General features: G+C 27.1%; 18 protein-coding genes and 6 tRNA genes. 16 read left to right on the top strand and 8 right to left on the bottom strand.

What is annotated here, in order from left to right:
• The first annotated feature begins 5 nt into the window (after positions 1 to 5).
• Positions 6 to 386: a CoA-binding protein gene (locus C7380_RS08395; protein WP_371682085.1), complete on the top strand. Its 381-nt coding sequence runs from the start codon at positions 6 to 8 to the stop codon at positions 384 to 386.
• 63 nt (positions 387 to 449) lie between these two features.
• Here the strand turns inward: C7380_RS08395 and rpoD are convergent, their stop codons facing one another.
• Positions 450 to 1,685: an RNA polymerase sigma factor RpoD gene (gene rpoD, locus C7380_RS08390; RefSeq protein WP_109605057.1), complete on the bottom strand. Its 1,236-nt coding sequence runs from the start codon at positions 1,683 to 1,685 to the stop codon at positions 450 to 452.
• Between the two features lie 142 nt (positions 1,686 to 1,827).
• On the opposite strand from rpoD, the gene C7380_RS08385 reads away from it, so the two are divergent.
• The 6 genes from C7380_RS08385 to C7380_RS08360 all read left to right on the top strand — a co-directional run bounded on the left by C7380_RS08385 (position 1,828) and on the right by C7380_RS08360 (position 5,234).
• A tRNA-Gln gene (locus C7380_RS08385) sits at positions 1,828 to 1,901 on the top strand.
• A 188-nt stretch (positions 1,902 to 2,089) separates the two neighbouring features.
• On the top strand, positions 2,090 to 2,542 hold the full coding sequence (locus tag C7380_RS08380) for a FeoA family protein (protein WP_109605056.1): 453 nt from the start codon (positions 2,090 to 2,092) through the stop codon (positions 2,540 to 2,542).
• An 18-nt stretch (positions 2,543 to 2,560) separates the two neighbouring features.
• Positions 2,561 to 2,800 carry a hypothetical protein gene (locus C7380_RS08375; protein WP_109605055.1) on the top strand — a complete coding sequence of 80 codons (240 nt, stop codon included), beginning with the start codon at positions 2,561 to 2,563 and terminating at the stop codon, positions 2,798 to 2,800.
• On the top strand, positions 2,790 to 4,739 hold the full coding sequence (gene feoB, locus C7380_RS08370; protein ID WP_109605054.1) for a ferrous iron transport protein B: 1,950 nt from the start codon (positions 2,790 to 2,792) through the stop codon (positions 4,737 to 4,739). The genes C7380_RS08375 and feoB overlap by 11 nt, the downstream gene beginning before the upstream one ends.
• Positions 4,736 to 5,089: a hypothetical protein gene (locus C7380_RS08365; protein WP_109605053.1), complete on the top strand. Its 354-nt coding sequence runs from the start codon at positions 4,736 to 4,738 to the stop codon at positions 5,087 to 5,089. Before feoB ends, C7380_RS08365 begins: the two co-directional genes overlap by 4 nt.
• A gap of 69 nt (positions 5,090 to 5,158) precedes the next feature.
• Positions 5,159 to 5,234, top strand: a tRNA-Trp gene (locus C7380_RS08360).
• A gap of 31 nt (positions 5,235 to 5,265) precedes the next feature.
• Here the strand turns inward: C7380_RS08360 and C7380_RS08355 are convergent.
• A complete protein-coding gene (locus tag C7380_RS08355) occupies positions 5,266 to 5,724 on the bottom strand; it encodes a Dps family protein (RefSeq protein WP_109605052.1) in 459 nt (152 codons plus the stop codon).
• Between the two features lie 327 nt (positions 5,725 to 6,051).
• Between C7380_RS08355 and C7380_RS08350 the strand changes: the two genes are divergently transcribed.
• The 9 genes from C7380_RS08350 to C7380_RS08310 all read left to right on the top strand — a co-directional run bounded on the left by C7380_RS08350 (position 6,052) and on the right by C7380_RS08310 (position 10,175).
• Positions 6,052 to 7,200, top strand: a complete 1,149-nt coding sequence (locus tag C7380_RS08350; RefSeq protein ID WP_109605051.1) for a pyridoxal-phosphate-dependent aminotransferase family protein — start codon at positions 6,052 to 6,054, stop codon at positions 7,198 to 7,200.
• A 1-nt stretch (position 7,201) separates the two neighbouring features.
• On the top strand, positions 7,202 to 8,146 hold the full coding sequence (locus C7380_RS08345; RefSeq protein ID WP_109605050.1) for an NAD(P)-dependent oxidoreductase: 945 nt from the start codon (positions 7,202 to 7,204) through the stop codon (positions 8,144 to 8,146).
• A 59-nt stretch (positions 8,147 to 8,205) separates the two neighbouring features.
• Entirely contained in the window at positions 8,206 to 8,388 is a 183-nt protein-coding gene (locus C7380_RS08340) for a ferredoxin (protein WP_109605049.1), read from the top strand.
• Between the two features lie 135 nt (positions 8,389 to 8,523).
• A complete protein-coding gene (gene minD, locus C7380_RS08335; protein ID WP_109605048.1) occupies positions 8,524 to 9,348 on the top strand; it encodes a septum site-determining protein MinD in 825 nt (274 codons plus the stop codon).
• Positions 9,349 to 9,353: 5 nt separating this feature from the next.
• Positions 9,354 to 9,614 carry a hypothetical protein gene (locus C7380_RS08330; protein ID WP_109605047.1) on the top strand — a complete coding sequence of 87 codons (261 nt, stop codon included), beginning with the start codon at positions 9,354 to 9,356 and terminating at the stop codon, positions 9,612 to 9,614.
• A gap of 201 nt (positions 9,615 to 9,815) precedes the next feature.
• Positions 9,816 to 9,891, top strand: a tRNA-Pro gene (locus C7380_RS08325).
• 5 nt (positions 9,892 to 9,896) lie between these two features.
• Positions 9,897 to 9,972: transfer RNA gene (locus tag C7380_RS08320), tRNA-Gly, on the top strand.
• A tRNA-Arg gene (locus C7380_RS08315) sits at positions 9,973 to 10,049 on the top strand.
• Positions 10,050 to 10,099: 50 nt separating this feature from the next.
• Positions 10,100 to 10,175 (top strand) — tRNA-His (locus C7380_RS08310).
• Positions 10,176 to 10,192: 17 nt separating this feature from the next.
• On the opposite strand, the gene C7380_RS08305 is transcribed toward C7380_RS08310, so the two are convergent.
• From C7380_RS08305 to C7380_RS08280, 6 genes are read right to left on the bottom strand one after another with little or no spacing between them, the layout of a single operon-like run.
• Complete coding sequence (locus tag C7380_RS08305) at positions 10,193 to 11,194, bottom strand: radical SAM protein (RefSeq protein ID WP_109605046.1); 1,002 nt, start codon at positions 11,192 to 11,194, stop codon at positions 10,193 to 10,195.
• A 28-nt stretch (positions 11,195 to 11,222) separates the two neighbouring features.
• Entirely contained in the window at positions 11,223 to 12,449 is a 1,227-nt protein-coding gene (locus C7380_RS08300) for a L,D-transpeptidase family protein (protein WP_109605045.1), read from the bottom strand.
• A 9-nt stretch (positions 12,450 to 12,458) separates the two neighbouring features.
• On the bottom strand, positions 12,459 to 13,832 hold the full coding sequence (gltX, locus tag C7380_RS08295) for a glutamate--tRNA ligase (protein ID WP_109605044.1): 1,374 nt from the start codon (positions 13,830 to 13,832) through the stop codon (positions 12,459 to 12,461).
• Positions 13,829 to 14,356 (bottom strand): TIGR00725 family protein, encoded by a 528-nt coding sequence (locus C7380_RS08290; protein WP_109605043.1) that lies wholly within the window; start codon positions 14,354 to 14,356, stop codon positions 13,829 to 13,831. The genes gltX and C7380_RS08290 overlap by 4 nt, the downstream gene beginning before the upstream one ends.
• A 9-nt stretch (positions 14,357 to 14,365) precedes the next feature.
• Positions 14,366 to 15,073: an LPS export ABC transporter ATP-binding protein gene (gene lptB / locus C7380_RS08285; protein WP_109605042.1), complete on the bottom strand. Its 708-nt coding sequence runs from the start codon at positions 15,071 to 15,073 to the stop codon at positions 14,366 to 14,368.
• Positions 15,073 to 15,546, bottom strand: a complete 474-nt coding sequence (locus C7380_RS08280; protein WP_109605041.1) for an OmpH/Skp family outer membrane protein — start codon at positions 15,544 to 15,546, stop codon at positions 15,073 to 15,075. The genes lptB and C7380_RS08280 overlap by 1 nt, the downstream gene beginning before the upstream one ends.
• Positions 15,547 to 15,800: the final 254 nt, after the last annotated feature.

Here is a 15,800-nt window from a genome sequence, read left to right as displayed (position 1 = left end):
AAATGATATCTTTGAAAGATATTAAAAATATTGCCATAATTGGTGCTTCAAATAATTCAGAAAAATATGGAAACAAAATTGTTAAAAACTTAAAACAAAAAGGATTTAATATATATCCTGTGAATCCTAATGAAGAGATTATAGAAAATATTAAAAATTATAAGAATATTGATGAACTTCCAGAAGAGGTTCAATTGATTGTGTTTGTTGTTCCTGCAAAAATAGGTCTCGATATAACTAAAAAAGCTTATGAAAATGGGTTTAAAAAATTTTGGTATCAGCCTGGAGCAGAATCAATAGAACTTGAAAGATACCTTGAAACATTAAATGATATCGAATATAATTTTGAATATTGCATAATGGTTGAAAGTAAATATTTAAATTAAATTTACATAAGAAAGCGGATCTAAATGTTTATTGAATTCATAAAGATCCGCTTTTAATTATTTTTAACCATCTACTATATCTTTCAATTGTGAACTTCTGCTTGGATGTCTCAGTTTTCTTAATGCTTTCGTTTCTATTTGTCTAATTCTTTCTCTTGTGACATTAAAAAATTGTCCAACTTCTTCTAAAGTTTTTTGTTTTCCATCTAAAAAACCATATCTCATTTTTAATACAAGTGCTTCTTTTGGATGAAGGGTATCGAGTACTTCTTCAAGTTTTTCTTTTAATATCATTTGTTGAGCAACTTCTTCTGGAGTTAAATCATCAGAACCTATAAAATCTCCTGTTTCTGATTCATCATCATCACCATTTCCACTTGAAATTGGTGAATTCAAAGATATTATATCTTTAGCACTCATAAGTATTTCATTAACTTTTTCAACTGGTTTATCCATGAGTTTAGATAATTCTTGTGCAGTTGGATACTCTCCATTCTCTTGTAAATATTCTCTTATAGTTTTATTCATTTTATTTATAGTTTCAACCATATGCACAGGTATTCTTATAGTTCTTGCCTGATCTGCTATTGCTCTTGTTATTGCTTGTCTTATCCACCAAGTTGCATATGTAGAAAATTTAAATCCTTTTTTCCAATCAAATTTATTTACTGCTTTTATCAGTCCTATATTTCCTTCTTGAATTAAATCTAAAAAACTCAATCCTCTTCCCGTATATCTTTTCGCTATACTTATTACAAGTCTTAAATTTGCTTTTATCAATTCATCTCTTGCTCTTTTGTCTTGTTTTTGTGCTCTTCTTGCCAATTGTCTTTCCCTTGCTGGTGTTAATAAATTAACTTTAGATATTTCTTTTAAATATATTTTTATAGGGTCCCCAAGAGATATATTATCATACATTTTCATTTCTACATCTTCAAGTATTTCTATAACCTCTTCATCTTCTATATCTTCATCATCATCTTCTTGTTCTTCTTCATTTTCTTCTAAAATTGTAATTCCTTCTTCTTCAAGCGATGCATAAATCTTTTCTATAAAATTGCTGTCTATTTCATCAGATGCTTCTGCGGGTAAAGCTTCATCAATGTCAGAGTAAGTTAAAACATTTTCTTTTTTCTTGGCACTTCTAATCAATAACTTTATGATACTATCTACATTTTTTATTTTTTTCTTTTTATTCTTTAATTTTATTACAGCCTCATCACCATCCTCTTTTAGTTCTTCAAATTCGATTTCCTGAAGTTTAGATAGTATTTCTTTTGTTTCATCTTTTTTTGCCAAGTTATGTTCCCCCTTTCGGGATTATTTACCCATATGTTTAGACCTCTATCTTTTATAAAAGTTCAAAAATAATTATAACTTTGTTAAAAAGCAATATATTGACAGCTTTATTTTTTTATGCTATAATAATCTACGTATTCACTGGGAGATCGTCTAATGGCAGGACATCGGACTCTGACTCCGAGAGTGGAGGTTCGAATCCTCCTCTCCCAGCCATAACCCACCGTTAGGTGGGTTTTTTTGTTATATTATTTTTTTGAAATCATTTTATTTTGAAATATATATATAAGAATCTTAATAATTGTTTTATAAATTTTTACTTTCTTAATATAATTAGGTACATCTAACTTTATATCATATGGTAAAATATTATTAGTGATAGATTTTAAAAGGAGATATTAATTATGATATTGCCATTAACATATCTTTCAATAGGTTTTTCAGGAAATATTTCGAGATTAGATTTTCCTTCAGATCAAAAAGAAAGGTTTCAGGCTATGGGCCTTATACCAGGAAAAACTATTACCTTAGCACATATATCACCATTTAATGATCCAATGGTTTATAAAATAGATGATAACAAACTTATGTTGAGAAGATCTGAAGCTGAAAGAATATATATAGATGTATCAGAAATAATATTAAATCTTTCTGATTGTACTACTGGTAATTATACTATATTATCGGTTAATTCTGGTAAATTATTAGAAAACTTTTTATCTTCTAATGGACTTTATAAAGGTTCTAAAATAGAAGTTATAAAAAATATTAATGGAAAAATAATTTTGAAAAATAATTCGTCTAAAATAACTATAAATAAAGGAAAAGCAAAAAAAATATTATGTAAGAAACTTTAAAAATTTGGAGGCTTTTTTATGATTAATTTTTCTGAAATTATTAATTTTGCCAAAAAAAATAAATCTTCTACTGTTGAAGATATAAAAAAACATTTTAATTTGAGCACTAGTGATATGAATATTATAATACCTTTTTTAATATCGAGAGGTTTAAGGTTTGAAGTTGTTAATAAGATAAATACAGATTGTTCTGGTTGTCCTGTATCAGGTTTTTGTAAAAAAAATCCTGTTCTTGGCGGTGACGGTTGTGATCAATGAAATTGCAATAATAGGTAATCCTAATGTTGGAAAAACTTCTTTATTCAATATTTTGACTGGAACAAAACAATATGTTGCAAATTGGCCTGGTGTAACTGTTGAAAAAAAAGTTGGAAGTTTTAAATATAATGATAAAAATTTTAGATTAGTTGATTTACCAGGTATATATACTTTATCTGCTCAAAGCGAAGATGAAAGAGTTGCAAGAGATTATTTTTTGAATGAAATTCCAAATTTTGTGATAGTAGTTGCAGATGCTTTGAATCTTGAGAGGTCTATGTATCTTCTAATACAAATAATGGAGATGGAAATACCAGTTATTTTAGCAATAAATTCTATCGATGAAGCTGAAGAAAAAGGAAAAATTATAAACCCAGAAATAATTTCTAAAACCTTAAACATACCTGTTATTTTAACCTCTGCAAAAAATCAAATTGGTATAGACAAACTCTTGAATGAAATAATAAAATTATCAAACAATACAAAAAACTTAAAATATTTTATAAAATATCCTGAAGAAATAAATGATTTTTTAGATTCTTTTATATCTGAATCTAAAAAATTTGATTCTTTAAAAAATTATAATAATAAATGGCTTGGAATAAATTTTTTAGAATTTGAAGAAAAGAACTTTGATTATCCTGAAAATCTTGTAAAAAAATTAAAATCTACTCATGATATGAAAGATTTAAAAGAATTATTTTTTAATTGGAAGTTTGGATTTATAAGAAATATTGTTGATTCTTCTGTAATTTCCAAAGGAAGAGATTGGTCTTTAAGAGATGTGTTAGATCATGTTTTAACTCATAAAGTATTAGGACTTTTGATATATATAATTGCTTTATTTATGGTCTTTTCATTAACTTTTAATATAGCAAGTCCACTCTCAGATCTTTTAGATATTGGTTTTTCAAGTCTAGGAAACTGGATTTCAAGTTTTATTAAAATACCTTGGTTGAATTCATTAATAGTAGATGGAATAATTGCTGGAGTTGGTGGTGTTCTTGTTTTCATACCGCAAATATTTGTTCTATTCTTTTTTATGGGTTTTTTAGAGGAATCTGGTTATTTACCAAGGGCAGCTTTTCTTGTAGATAAAATAGTCAGAAAATTTGGTCTTTCTGGAAGATCTTTTATGTCCATAATACTTGGTTTTGGTTGTAATGTACCAGCTATAATGTCTACAAAAACTGTTTCAAATAAAAAAGAAAGAATGGCTTTAATATTGAGTATACCATTTGCATCATGTTCTGCAAGATTACCTGTTTATATTCTTTTAATAAGTGCTTTTTTTAGTAAAAATTCAGCCACAATAATGTTGATAATATATTTATCTTCGATTTTATTAGTTTTATTATCGGCAAAACTTATACAAAAATTTATAACTCAAACGGAAAATATTCCATTCACAATTGAATTACCAAGATTTAGAATGCCAACTATTAAGAATTTATTATTTTATACTTGGAATAAAGGAAAACATTTTCTTGAGAAAGCTGGTGGAATAATATTAATTGCAACTATTTTAATATGGTTTTTATCTTATTTTCCAGCTTCAAATAATATCAATTCATCTTATGCAGCTCAAATAGGTAAATTTTTTGAACCTATAACATCTCATTTAGGATGGGATTGGCGAGTAAATACAGGATTAGTTTTTGGAGTTGCAGCTAAAGAAATCGTAGTTTCAAGTTATTCAACTTTATTTAATGCCTCTGGAGACTCTCTAATAATGAACTTAAGAAATTCTTTATCTCCTGCTTCAGCTATGGCTTTAATATTTTTTATACTTGGCTATGTACCATGTTTTGCAACATTGGGTATAATAAAAAGTGAAACAGGTAGTTGGAAATGGACTTTTTTCACATTTTTTTATACCACTTTAATAGCATATCTTCTAGCCAATATCGTTTATTATATTGGAGGTATGTTCTTATGAAAAATATATTTATAATATTATTATCTGTTATATCTTTTTCATTAACCGTTATATTTTTTTCTTATGATTTATTTTATTCTTTGACTCTTTTTATAATAGGATTAACATCTTTTTATGGACTTTTTAATAATAACCATATTTGGTATCATAAATCTGCTCATATAATAGTTGCATCTCTTATGGGAATTATTTTGTTTGTTTTTGATTTATTAAAATATCTTTCTAATTGGTTAGCATATGCTTTAGATCCAAACAATTTTCCAACCTATAATATAAGTATTTTTATTTTTGGAGTTATTTGCATATTATTATTTAGATATGAATTTAATTACTTAAAAAAGAAAAAATAAATTTTATAAAAAAGATACAATTAAAACTTGAATATATATTTTTTTTGTGATATAATAATCTTCGGATATACGCCTGTAGCTCAATTGGCAGAGCGACGGTCTCCAAAATCGTAGGTTGGGGGTTCGATTCCCTCCGGGCGTGCCAAAAAAAACCAGCTTTTAAGCTGGTTTTATTTTTATTTATTCATAGCATTTAACATCCATGCTGTTTTTTCATAATATGCTAAACTACCTGTTAATATATCTGCAGTAACTTCATCATTGTTTTCAGATGCTTTTTCTATAATATTTCTTATTTTATTTATAATGTATTCAAAATCTGAAATTATTACATCTATTACTTCTTTACCATTATAACCCTTACTCTCTATTTCTTTTATATTTGAGATCTCTAAATATTCACTATATTTAACCTTTGGTCTTTGTCCAAGTGTTAATATTCTTTCAGCAATTTCATCTATTTCTTCATTGACTTTATCATATATTTTTTCAACATTTTCATGTACAGTAAAAAATTCCTTTCCCTCTACATTCCAATGTAAATTATGAAGTTTACCATAAAAAACATTTAAATCCGCAAGATAATTATTCAATTCCTCTACTATTTCTTTAACATTTTTGATTCCCAAAAGCATTTAAATTCCTCCTTTATATTTCATATATATTTTTATATATCTTTTTCAAATTCATTTATATAATAACATACTTTTATTACTTTTTGAATTCATTTTTGTCTTTTTATTTACAAAAAAATTAAAAATACAAAAAAGGGTACTTCAAAAAACTTTATTTTAATCAATCAAAGTTATAAGTGCTTATAAGTAATATATATTAATTATTTTTAGTTTTCTTCATTTATCTTAATGAATTGTTATTTTAATTATTTTAAAATATAATGTAAAATATAAATGTTTATATGAAATTTTTTTCACGAAAATTTTTTCTCAGGGGAGGGAAAAATTATGGCTAAAATGGTTAGAAAAAATTATTTGATGGCACCTGGACCTACTCCAGTACCTGTAGATATTCTTTTAGAAGGAGCAAAAGATACTATACATCACAGAACACCTCAGTATCTTGAAATTCAAAAAAGAGCTCTCGATGGTTGTAAATATTTATTCCAAACAGAAAATCCAGTGTTCATACTTTCTTCATCAGGTTCAGGGGCTATGGAAACAGCTGTTGCAAACCTTATAAATCCTGGTGATAAAGCTATTTCTGTTAATTCTGGAAAATTTGGTGAAAGATGGGGAGATATTTGTAGAGCTTTTAAAGCGGATTTAAACGAAATAGTTTTAGAATGGGGTGATTTTGTAACTCCTGAAAAAATCAGAGAAGAATTAGAAAAAAATCCAGATACTAAAGCTGTTTTTACTACATTGAGTGAAACTTCTACAGGAACTGTACACCCAATAGAAGAAATAGCTAAAGTGGTAAAGGAATTTGATGCTGTTTTAGTTGTTGACTCAATTTCTGGATTACTAGCTCAACCTTTAAAAATGGATGAATGGGGAATAGATGTAGTTGTAACTGGAGTTCAAAAAGGATTTATGATGCCTCCTGGTATTGGATTGATATCTTTTAGTCCTAAAGCTCTTGAAATTGCAAAAAATTGTACAAATAATAGATATTACTTCGATATCAATTATTATTCAAAAAAATTCCCTGATTCTCCTTGGACACCACCTATAAACCTTGTCTATCAATTGGCAAAATCAGTTGAGATGTTAAAAGAAGAAACAATAGAAGGATTATGGGAAAGACATGAATTGATGGCAATTGCGACAAGAGCAGCTATGAAAGCTATGAATTTAGAGATTTTCGCAAAAAATCCTGGAAATGTTCTAACTTCAATAAAAGTTCCAGAAAATGTGGATGGTAAAAAAATAGTTAGTTTTCTAAGAGATTCATGGGGAGTTACGTTTGCTGGTGGTCAAGACACTTTAAAAGGAAAAATAATTAGAGTTGCTCATCTTGGTTATATGTCACAATTTGATGTAATTGTAGGTATATCAGCTCTTGAAATGGCTTTAACTAAATTTGGATATGATGTTGAATTGGGTTCAGGTGTAAAAGCTGCTGAAAAAGTATTCTTAGAGGCAGGTGTTTAATATGAGAATTCATTTAAATGATGGTATGGCTGAATCTGCTATAAAAAAATTTAATGATGAGTTACCTGAATTTACTATAACAAATAATCATTTAGAACCAGAAGAATTAAAAAATGAAGTAAAGAATATAGACATTCTTGTAGTTAGATCGGCTACTAAAGTTACAAGAGGAATAATAGAAGCTGGAAAAGATTCTTTAAAAATAATAGGTAGAGCTGGTATGGGTTTAGATAATATAGATCAGGTAGCTGCTAAAGAATTTGGAATTGAAGTTCTAAATACTCCAGGTCAAAATTCTTTGTCTGTAGCTGAATTAGTAGTTGGTATGATATTATCAATATATAGAAAATTAAATAGAGGTACAAATGGCATAAGAGAAGGTCTATGGGAAAAGAAGCTCTTAAAAGGCTTAGAACTTTCCAACAAAAATTTTGGAATAATTGGTTTTGGAAATATTGGGAAACATCTTTCAAAACTTGTATCTGGTTTTAATGATAAAGTTTTTGTTTACGATATTTATGAAATATCTGAAGAAGATAAAGATAATTATAATATTGAACAAGTAGATTTAGATTATATATTAAAAAATTGCGATATAATTTCATTACATATCCCTCATAATGAAAAAACTCATCATTTGATTTCTGATAAGGAATTAAATATGATGAAAAAAAGTGCCTTATTGATAAATTGTGCAAGAGGTGGAGTATTGGATGAAGAAGCTTTATTAAAAGCACTTGAAGATGAAAAAATTTTAGGTGCTGGATTGGACGTTTTTGAAAAAGAACCTGCCAAAGGAGAAATTTATACAAAACTTTTATCTTTTGACAATGTCGTAGCTACTCCTCATATTGGCGCTACAACGAAAGAAGCTCAATATAGAGTTGGAATAAATATGGTTGAAAGAATTGTTAATGCGACAAAAAAAATCCATTTTGAAAAATAAAAAATTGTGGTATAATAACTCTGGAATAGTTCCATATTTTAGGCAGGAGGTGCGTTTTAATGAAAGTATTTGTAGACAGAGATGCTTGCATCGGTTGTGGAGTTTGTGAAAACTTATGTCCAGACGTTTTCTCAATAACAGACGAAGGTAAAGCAGAAGCAATTGCTCCTGAAACAGATGCACCATGTACACAGGATGCTGCTGATTCTTGCCCTGTACAAGCAATTCAAGTAGAAGAATAATTATCTTTTATAAAAAAGTCGGGATTTATTCCCGACTTTTTTGCTATTTTTTTTAATTTTAAATTTTGAATTACTTTTTTATTAATGTATAATATTATTAAATATAGTTGATTTGAAAAAATCGGAGGGGTTTTTATGGAAGAAAGTTCTAAAGTATTTGTGGTTACCTCTGGTAAAGGTGGAGTTGGAAAAACCACAATTACAGCTAATATTGGGTCTTCACTTGCAAGCAAAGGTTATAATGTTTGCTTAATTGATGCCGATATAGGATTAAAAAATTTAGATCTTGTTTTAGGTCTTGAAAATAGAATTGTTTATACTATAATGGATGTCGTCAATGGTAATAAAAATGTATTAGATGTTCTTGTAAAACATAAGTATATGAAAAATTTGAGTTTATTAGCTTCTTCTCAAACAGCAAATAAAAATATGGTTACTCCCGCTGATATGAAAGAAATAATTGCTATTCTTTCAAAGCATTTTCATTATATAATAATAGACTCTCCAGCCGGTATAGAACAAGGTTTTTCAAATGCTATAATAGGAGCTCAACATGCTATAGTTGTAACAACACCAGATTTAACAGCTATCAGTGATGCAGATAGGGTTATTGGTCTTCTTGAAAATCATGGTTATACAGAAAAAAATATGTCCCTCATAGTAAATAGATTAAAACCCAAAATGGTTAAAAGAAATGATATGGTTTCAGCTGATGATATAAAAGAAGCACTTGCAATTGATATCTTAGGAATAATTCCTGATAGTGAAGATATAATAATATCTACAAATGAAGGAAAACCACTTTCTTTAGATGAAAATAGTAAGATGGCTTATGTTTTTGATAATATCACTGAAAGAATTTCCGGAAATTTTATTCCTGTAAATGAAGATATTAAAAAATTTTCTCAAAATTCGGAAGGCTTTTTTGGATTTTTCAACAAATTATGGAAAAGAGGTTGATTATTATGTGGCCTTTCTCAAAAAAACAAAAAAGTGGTAAAGTTGCTACTGATAGAATGAAAAAATTTGTTAGAAGTGGCAATCAAAATCCTCAGACTACAAGAGTTCATATAAAGAACGCATCTGAAGATGAAATTAATTCAGTTGTTAATTATATTAAAGATTTTGCATATAGAAATTTTTCTGTTGAAAAACAAAATGTAAAAGTTCATGTATCAAAAGAAGATAATGGATTTACAATAGTAGCAAGTATAGTTTATAAATGATAAGAATTTGATAAAATTCTAAAATTTTATTTTAAACATTATAAAGGCTACTTTCCGCTGAATTCAATATCCTTAGACATTATAATTTGTTTATAAAAGGTATCAAATCAGAAAATTAACAAACTCTCAATTTTCTTGAAAAGCAAAAGTATTGACAAAAGGTTTTTTATATGATATTATATACTTCGGAAATAGATGAAGCGGAGCGTAGCGCAGCCGGTAGCGCGCCGGTCTTGGGAACCGGAGGTCGCTGGTTCGATCCCAGTCGCTCCGACCATATATGCGGTAGTAGCTCAATTGGTAGAGTATCGGCCTTCCAAGCCGAGGGTTGCGAGTTCGACTCTCGTCTACCGCTCCAGCGCCCATAGCTCAACAGGATAGAGCACTGGATTTCTAATCCAGGGGTTGGGAGTTCGAGCCTCTCTGGGCGCGCCACTTCTTTATTTAAAGTTTTAGTGGCGCTTTTTTAATATTAATAATTGATGGTGGCTATAGTTCAGTTGGTAGAACGCAGGACTGTGACTCCTGATGTCGTGGGTTCGAGCCCCACTAGCCACCCCATAAAAATAGAAGACTTATCAGTCTTCTATTTTTTTATCTATTATTTTATATATATCAGCTAAACTAATACTTTTATTTTTGTATTTAATACATATTCCATCATAAAATATATTTTCATTTATAAGATCTTTATTTCTTTTTTTAAATCCAATAAATTGTGATTTCATAGATTTTGGTATTTTTAAATCATCCTTTAAATAAGTCAGTATATACCTATTTATATTTGTTCTAACAAGGTCTCCAAAACTTTTATGATAAGGTCCAGAGTAAACATTATTTATCTCTTTTCCATACAAACACAAGCCGAGTCTTATGACTTTTATATTTTCTTTCTCAATTTTAATAGTCATCTTCGAAGTTTTCTTTATAGCTTCTTCTAAACTTTCAGGATTATATTTATTATTTTTTTCATACTCTTCAAGTATACTCCCTTTTAAAACTACTGTTGGATGAATTCTTGCAAATTTTGCATTTGTTTTAGATAATATCTCAGCAGATTTTATTTCTTTTTCAAAAGTACTTTTTGGTAAGCCAGTCATTAAATGAAGCCCATACGAATAATTATTTTTATCTAATATATCAATAGCATTGAATATATCTTTTACATTATGGGATCTATTAGAATGTTTTAAAACATCGTCAAAAAATGATTGTACCCCTATTTCTATAACAGAAATTTTATAATCATTTAAAATTTTTATTTTTTCATAATTAATTTCTTCGGGGGATGTTGAAAATCTTATACCTTTTATTTCATTTTTCTTTATTTTTTCATCAGCCCAATCCAAATAATATTTCATTTCTTTTTCTTTCAATGCAGTAAAAGTAGAACCATAAAAAGCTATATAAATATTATTTTTTTCTGGAAAATATTGTTTATACTTATTATATTCTTCTTCTAATTTATGTCTTTCCGGAAATTCTTTAAGTCCAGTTGCAGCATATTCATTACAGAAAACACATTGTCTTTTACATCCTCCATGAGGTATAAATATTGGAATTATATATTCTTTTTTCATTTTTCACTCCTAAAACAAAGAAGATGAATCAAATTTCTTCATCTTCTTTTATTTTTTTTATAATATCTATATTTTCATCACTTTTATAAACATATACTTCAGTTCCCAAAGAAATTATAAAGTCTAATTCTTCAACATCAAAATTAAACATTCTTATACAACCATGAGAAATTCTTTTTCCTATTTCCCAAGGCTTTGTAGTTCCATGAATGCCATATTTTGGAACAGATAATTGAAGCCATCTACTTCCTATTCCATTTATAACTGATCCAGATTGTATTATTTCATCATTCCAATATAAAGGTGGTTCTTTTTCTTTATAAAAGATTTTATAATATCCTGGTGGAGTAGAATCCGATCTACCAACTGCAACTATATATGATTTTAATAATTCTTCTCTATAATAAAGATGTAGCATATTTTTTGATAAATCTATTTCTATGCGTAATGGACTTTCATAATAGTCTATATTACCTATTTTTAATATCTGCCCTATATATATTTTTGAAGGTTCTGTTATTCCATTTATACTCACTATATCACCAGGTGTAACTTCATATTTTTCAGCTATTTTATATATATTATCTCCGCTTTGAACAACATGATAATTGAATATATTTATCTTTTGTTTTGGTTTTAAATTATTTTCTGTTATTATAATATCTTTTATTTTTAATATTTTTACTTTTTTTGTGAAATAATAATTATTCTTGGTTTTAAATTCAAAATAAAAATTATGTATTCCATCTTCTATAAAATTTAGATGATTTAAAAATATTTTTTCATCTTTAGTATAAAAATTCTCACCTGTTATTTGATTTAAATTTATTCTATCACTTTTATTTATTCCTAAATAATAATTACTTCCATTTTCACTTTTAGATGTAGTTATATCTATATCAGCAAATAAGGAATAGTCTCTTTTATTAAGCAAATCAGGGAAATATGCATATCTTTTATTTTCTGCTATATCATGAGCATAGATATAGAAACTTAAATCAACTGCAGGATATTTTGAAAAATTTAAATATATCTCATAATTTCCAGAATTTTTTTTATTAACTTCTATCAATCTTCTAATCCCACCATACTCTATATATACTTTTGGTATATCAATATGAACAAAATTAGCATTCAAAGACAATGTAACGATTCTCTCTTTTTCATCATAATTTTTTATATACAATGAAAAATTATTTGCTAATAAAAAATTAAAACTTAATAGTAGAGAAATTATGAGAATTATTTTTTTCATATTTCACCTCTATTTTATATTTAAAGCTCTTTCTAATCTTTTTATAACTTCTTCTTTTCCCAAAATAGCTATTGTTTCATATAAACCTGGAGTTACAAGTTTTCCAAGTAATGCTCCTCTAATAGATTGGAATGTATTTTTCTTCCCTGTTATTTTTTCTTCTGCAATTTTTTGAAGTGTTTTACCTGCACCATCAATAGAAAAGTCTTCGGCTTTTTTTATAATTTCTATGGATTTCTGCATGAGTGATTTAAACCATTCTTTTTCCACAAATTTTTTTATATATATTTCTTCATATTCAAAATCATCTCTAAAATAATTTTCAATAAATTCGAACAATTGTTTTAATGTACTAACTTTACTTTTAGATATAGAAATAGTCTTTATTACAAGCTTTTCATCAGCCTTTATTTCTATATCATTGTAATTACACCAATTCATAAAAAATTGATATATTTTTTCATCTTCCTCATTTCTTAGATGTTCTTCATCGATCCATAACAATTTTTTGTAATCAAAAACAGCAGATCTTGGAGAAACATCATTTATATTAAAATCTTCAATTTTTTCTTTAAAATTATATATCTGATTTTCAGCATTCCAACCAAGAACACTTAAATAATTCATCAACGCATGCGGCAAATATCCTTCTTTTCTAAAATATGTGACTGCTGTACCACCATGCCTTTTTGATAATGGTGTTTTATCTTCACCAAGTATTAAAGACAAATGTCCAAATTCAGGAGATTTGACTCCAAGAGCATTGTATAACATTATTTGTTTTGGAGTATTAGATATATGATCTTCTCCTCTTATAACATGAGTTATTTTCATCAAATAATCATCTATAACTACCGTAAACTGATATACAGGAACTCCATTAGATCTCAATATAACAAAGTCATCAAAAATATTAGAATCAAATTCTAATTCACCTTTTATCATATCTGTAAATTTTATTTTTTGATTTTTTGGAACTTTAAAATTAACTGTTATACTTTTATCTTTGTATTTTTCTGGATATTCATAACTTTTATATATTATATTTTCTTGATTTTCATCATAAACGGCATAATAAGCTTTCTTTTCTTCTAAAAGTTTTAAAATATATTTTTTATATATTTCATATCTTTCTGTTTGTCTATATGGACCATATTCTCCAACTTTGTCAGGGCCTTCATCATAATCAAGACCTGCCCATTTCATTTCTTCCAATATCATATCTTCATACTCTTTTTTAGATCTTTCTGTATCGGTATCCTCTATTCTCAATATGAATTTCCCATTATTTTTCTTAGCAAAATACCAATTGAAAAGAGCTGTTCTCAACCCACCAACATGCAAATATCCTGTTGGGCTGGGAGCAAATCGTACTCTTATCATAAGTTGACATCTCCTCTTAAATTATTTATATGTTGAGATAATTCTTCTATATTATAAGCTTGATATAATTCTACCATTTTTCTATTATCTAAATATTTATCCTCTATTAACGTCTTAGTCACCGTATCAGTCCATCCACCTGTTCCTCTCATTAATATGATAGGTTTTTTATATGCATAAGCTCCAAGTATTTCTAAAGCTGTTCCAACTTGTCCACCAACACTTATAACAATATCAACAGATTTTAATAAAACAAAAGATCTCATAGAAAAATCGAGACCTGTTTTTATGGTTGTATTTAAATATTTATTTCCTTCTTCATCCCACGGAAGAATTCCTACAACATTAGCATTATTTTTATAAGCTGATTCACAAACAAAATCCATTATTCCGTCTCTTCCACCAGTTAATAAAGTGTCTCCATTTTCAGCAATAAGTTTTCCAATTTCAAAACATATGTTCTTTAAAGATTTTACTGGTTCTAAATTTTTATCCCCAGAATATCCTATAACTCCTATATTCATTAAATCACCTCAATATCCAAGATAATTATCTTTTACTTCCTTTAACTCTAAAACTTCTTGTGGTATTCCATGTGCAATTATATTACCCTTATGTACAACATATAAATCATCTACAACTTGAGCAATTTCATCAACATTATGATCTGTTACTATTACAGATATTCCATCTTTTGATAATTTTTTTATTATAGTTTGAATATCTTTAACAGTAATTGGATCTATTCCAACAAATGGTTCATCAAGCATTATAACTTTTGGATTTATTAACAGAGTTCTTGCAAATTCCAATCTTCTTTTTTCTCCACCAGATAATGAATCAGCATATTGAGTTAATAAATCTTGTATTCCAAAATCTTCTGATATTTTTTTTATTTTTTCATCTTTATTTTCTATTTTTAAAAGATCTGCAATCATGTATAAATTATCTTTAACAGTAGAATTTTTAAAAACAGAAGGCTCCTGAGGTAAATAAGCCATTCCCTTAAGAGCTCTTCTGTGTATTGGTAAATGAGTAAGTTTTTCACCATCAAGGTATACATCACCTTTATTTGGTATAACTAATCCTAATATACTTTTAAAAAGAGTGCTTTTACCTGCACCATTAGGTCCAAGTATCCCTGTTATTTTTCCTCTTTCAGCATAAAAATTAACATTTTTAAGCACTTCTTTTCTTCCATATTTTTTGTATATTCCTATACATTCCACTAAATTATTCATTATTTATTATTTACATATTCTATAACTTTTTCAGTTATATCGATTTTTTCACTTGCATATATTACACCCTGATCATATAATACTATATCAAAACCATTTTCTTTGCCATATTGAGCTGCAATATCTCTTATTTCTTGTAATAATTTATTTGTTTTATTTCCATATTCTTCTTGAATAGTTGACTGATATTGATTTACTTTTACTTGTAAATCTTGAGCTCTTCTTTGAAGTTCTTGTTGAGAAGGATTTGTTGCTTGAAAATTTTTAAATTCTTCTTCCATTTTACTTATTTTATTTTGATAAAAATCAAAATCATTTTTATAATCTTCTTGTAAACTTTTCCACTTAGTTGTATTTTCGGTTAAAACCTGAAAATCCACATAACCAATTTTTAAACTTTCTAAATTTGCAGCAAAACTAAGAGAAAATAAAGCCATCAACAATGAAAATAAAACTACCACTTTTTTATTCACAAAAACACCTCCAAAAATTTTTAATCATACAAATTATTATACTTTAAATATGATTTTTTTTCAATTTTATAATTTTAATCTTAATTAATACTTAATCAAGACATTTTTTAAAATAAAAAACTTATAATAATTTAAACTTTTTTATTAATAATCATATAATATTTTATTTTACTAATATTTGTTTTTTTGATAAATTCATTTAACAATCAATTGATATAATTATTTTGTATATGTAAGTAACCCCCTATTCAAAA

Origin of the sequence: Oceanotoga teriensis, assembly GCF_003148465.1 — a bacterium.
In the GTDB taxonomy this organism is placed as follows: domain Bacteria; phylum Thermotogota; class Thermotogae; order Petrotogales; family Petrotogaceae; genus Oceanotoga; species Oceanotoga teriensis.
The sequence above is the reverse complement of the archived record's forward strand: the minus strand, read 5'-3'. Positions and strand labels throughout refer to the sequence as shown.

Excerpts from the sequence above, each read along its gene's own strand:
- C7380_RS08290 (WP_109605043.1), bottom strand. The coding sequence starts at position 14,356 with ATGAATATAGGAGTTATAGGATATTCTGGGGATAAAAATTTAGAACCA.
- C7380_RS08305 (WP_109605046.1), bottom strand. The coding sequence starts at position 11,194 with ATGAAAAAAGAATATATAATTCCAATATTTATACCTCATGGAGGATGT.
- C7380_RS08375 (WP_109605055.1), top strand. The coding sequence starts at position 2,561 with ATGATTAATTTTTCTGAAATTATTAATTTTGCCAAAAAAAATAAATCT.
- lptB (WP_109605042.1), bottom strand. The coding sequence starts at position 15,073 with ATGAATAATTTAGTGGAATGTATAGGAATATACAAAAAATATGGAAGA.
- C7380_RS08345 (WP_109605050.1), top strand. The coding sequence starts at position 7,202 with ATGAGAATTCATTTAAATGATGGTATGGCTGAATCTGCTATAAAAAAA.
- C7380_RS08350 (WP_109605051.1), top strand. The coding sequence starts at position 6,052 with ATGGCTAAAATGGTTAGAAAAAATTATTTGATGGCACCTGGACCTACT.
- C7380_RS08300 (WP_109605045.1), bottom strand. The coding sequence starts at position 12,449 with ATGAAAAAAATAATTCTCATAATTTCTCTACTATTAAGTTTTAATTTT.
- C7380_RS08340 (WP_109605049.1), top strand. The coding sequence starts at position 8,206 with ATGAAAGTATTTGTAGACAGAGATGCTTGCATCGGTTGTGGAGTTTGT.
- C7380_RS08330 (WP_109605047.1), top strand. The coding sequence starts at position 9,354 with ATGTGGCCTTTCTCAAAAAAACAAAAAAGTGGTAAAGTTGCTACTGAT.
- C7380_RS08380 (WP_109605056.1), top strand. The coding sequence starts at position 2,090 with ATGATATTGCCATTAACATATCTTTCAATAGGTTTTTCAGGAAATATT.
- minD (WP_109605048.1), top strand. The coding sequence starts at position 8,524 with ATGGAAGAAAGTTCTAAAGTATTTGTGGTTACCTCTGGTAAAGGTGGA.
- C7380_RS08355 (WP_109605052.1), bottom strand. The coding sequence starts at position 5,724 with ATGCTTTTGGGAATCAAAAATGTTAAAGAAATAGTAGAGGAATTGAAT.
- C7380_RS08365 (WP_109605053.1), top strand. The coding sequence starts at position 4,736 with ATGAAAAATATATTTATAATATTATTATCTGTTATATCTTTTTCATTA.
- gltX (WP_109605044.1), bottom strand. The coding sequence starts at position 13,832 with ATGATAAGAGTACGATTTGCTCCCAGCCCAACAGGATATTTGCATGTT.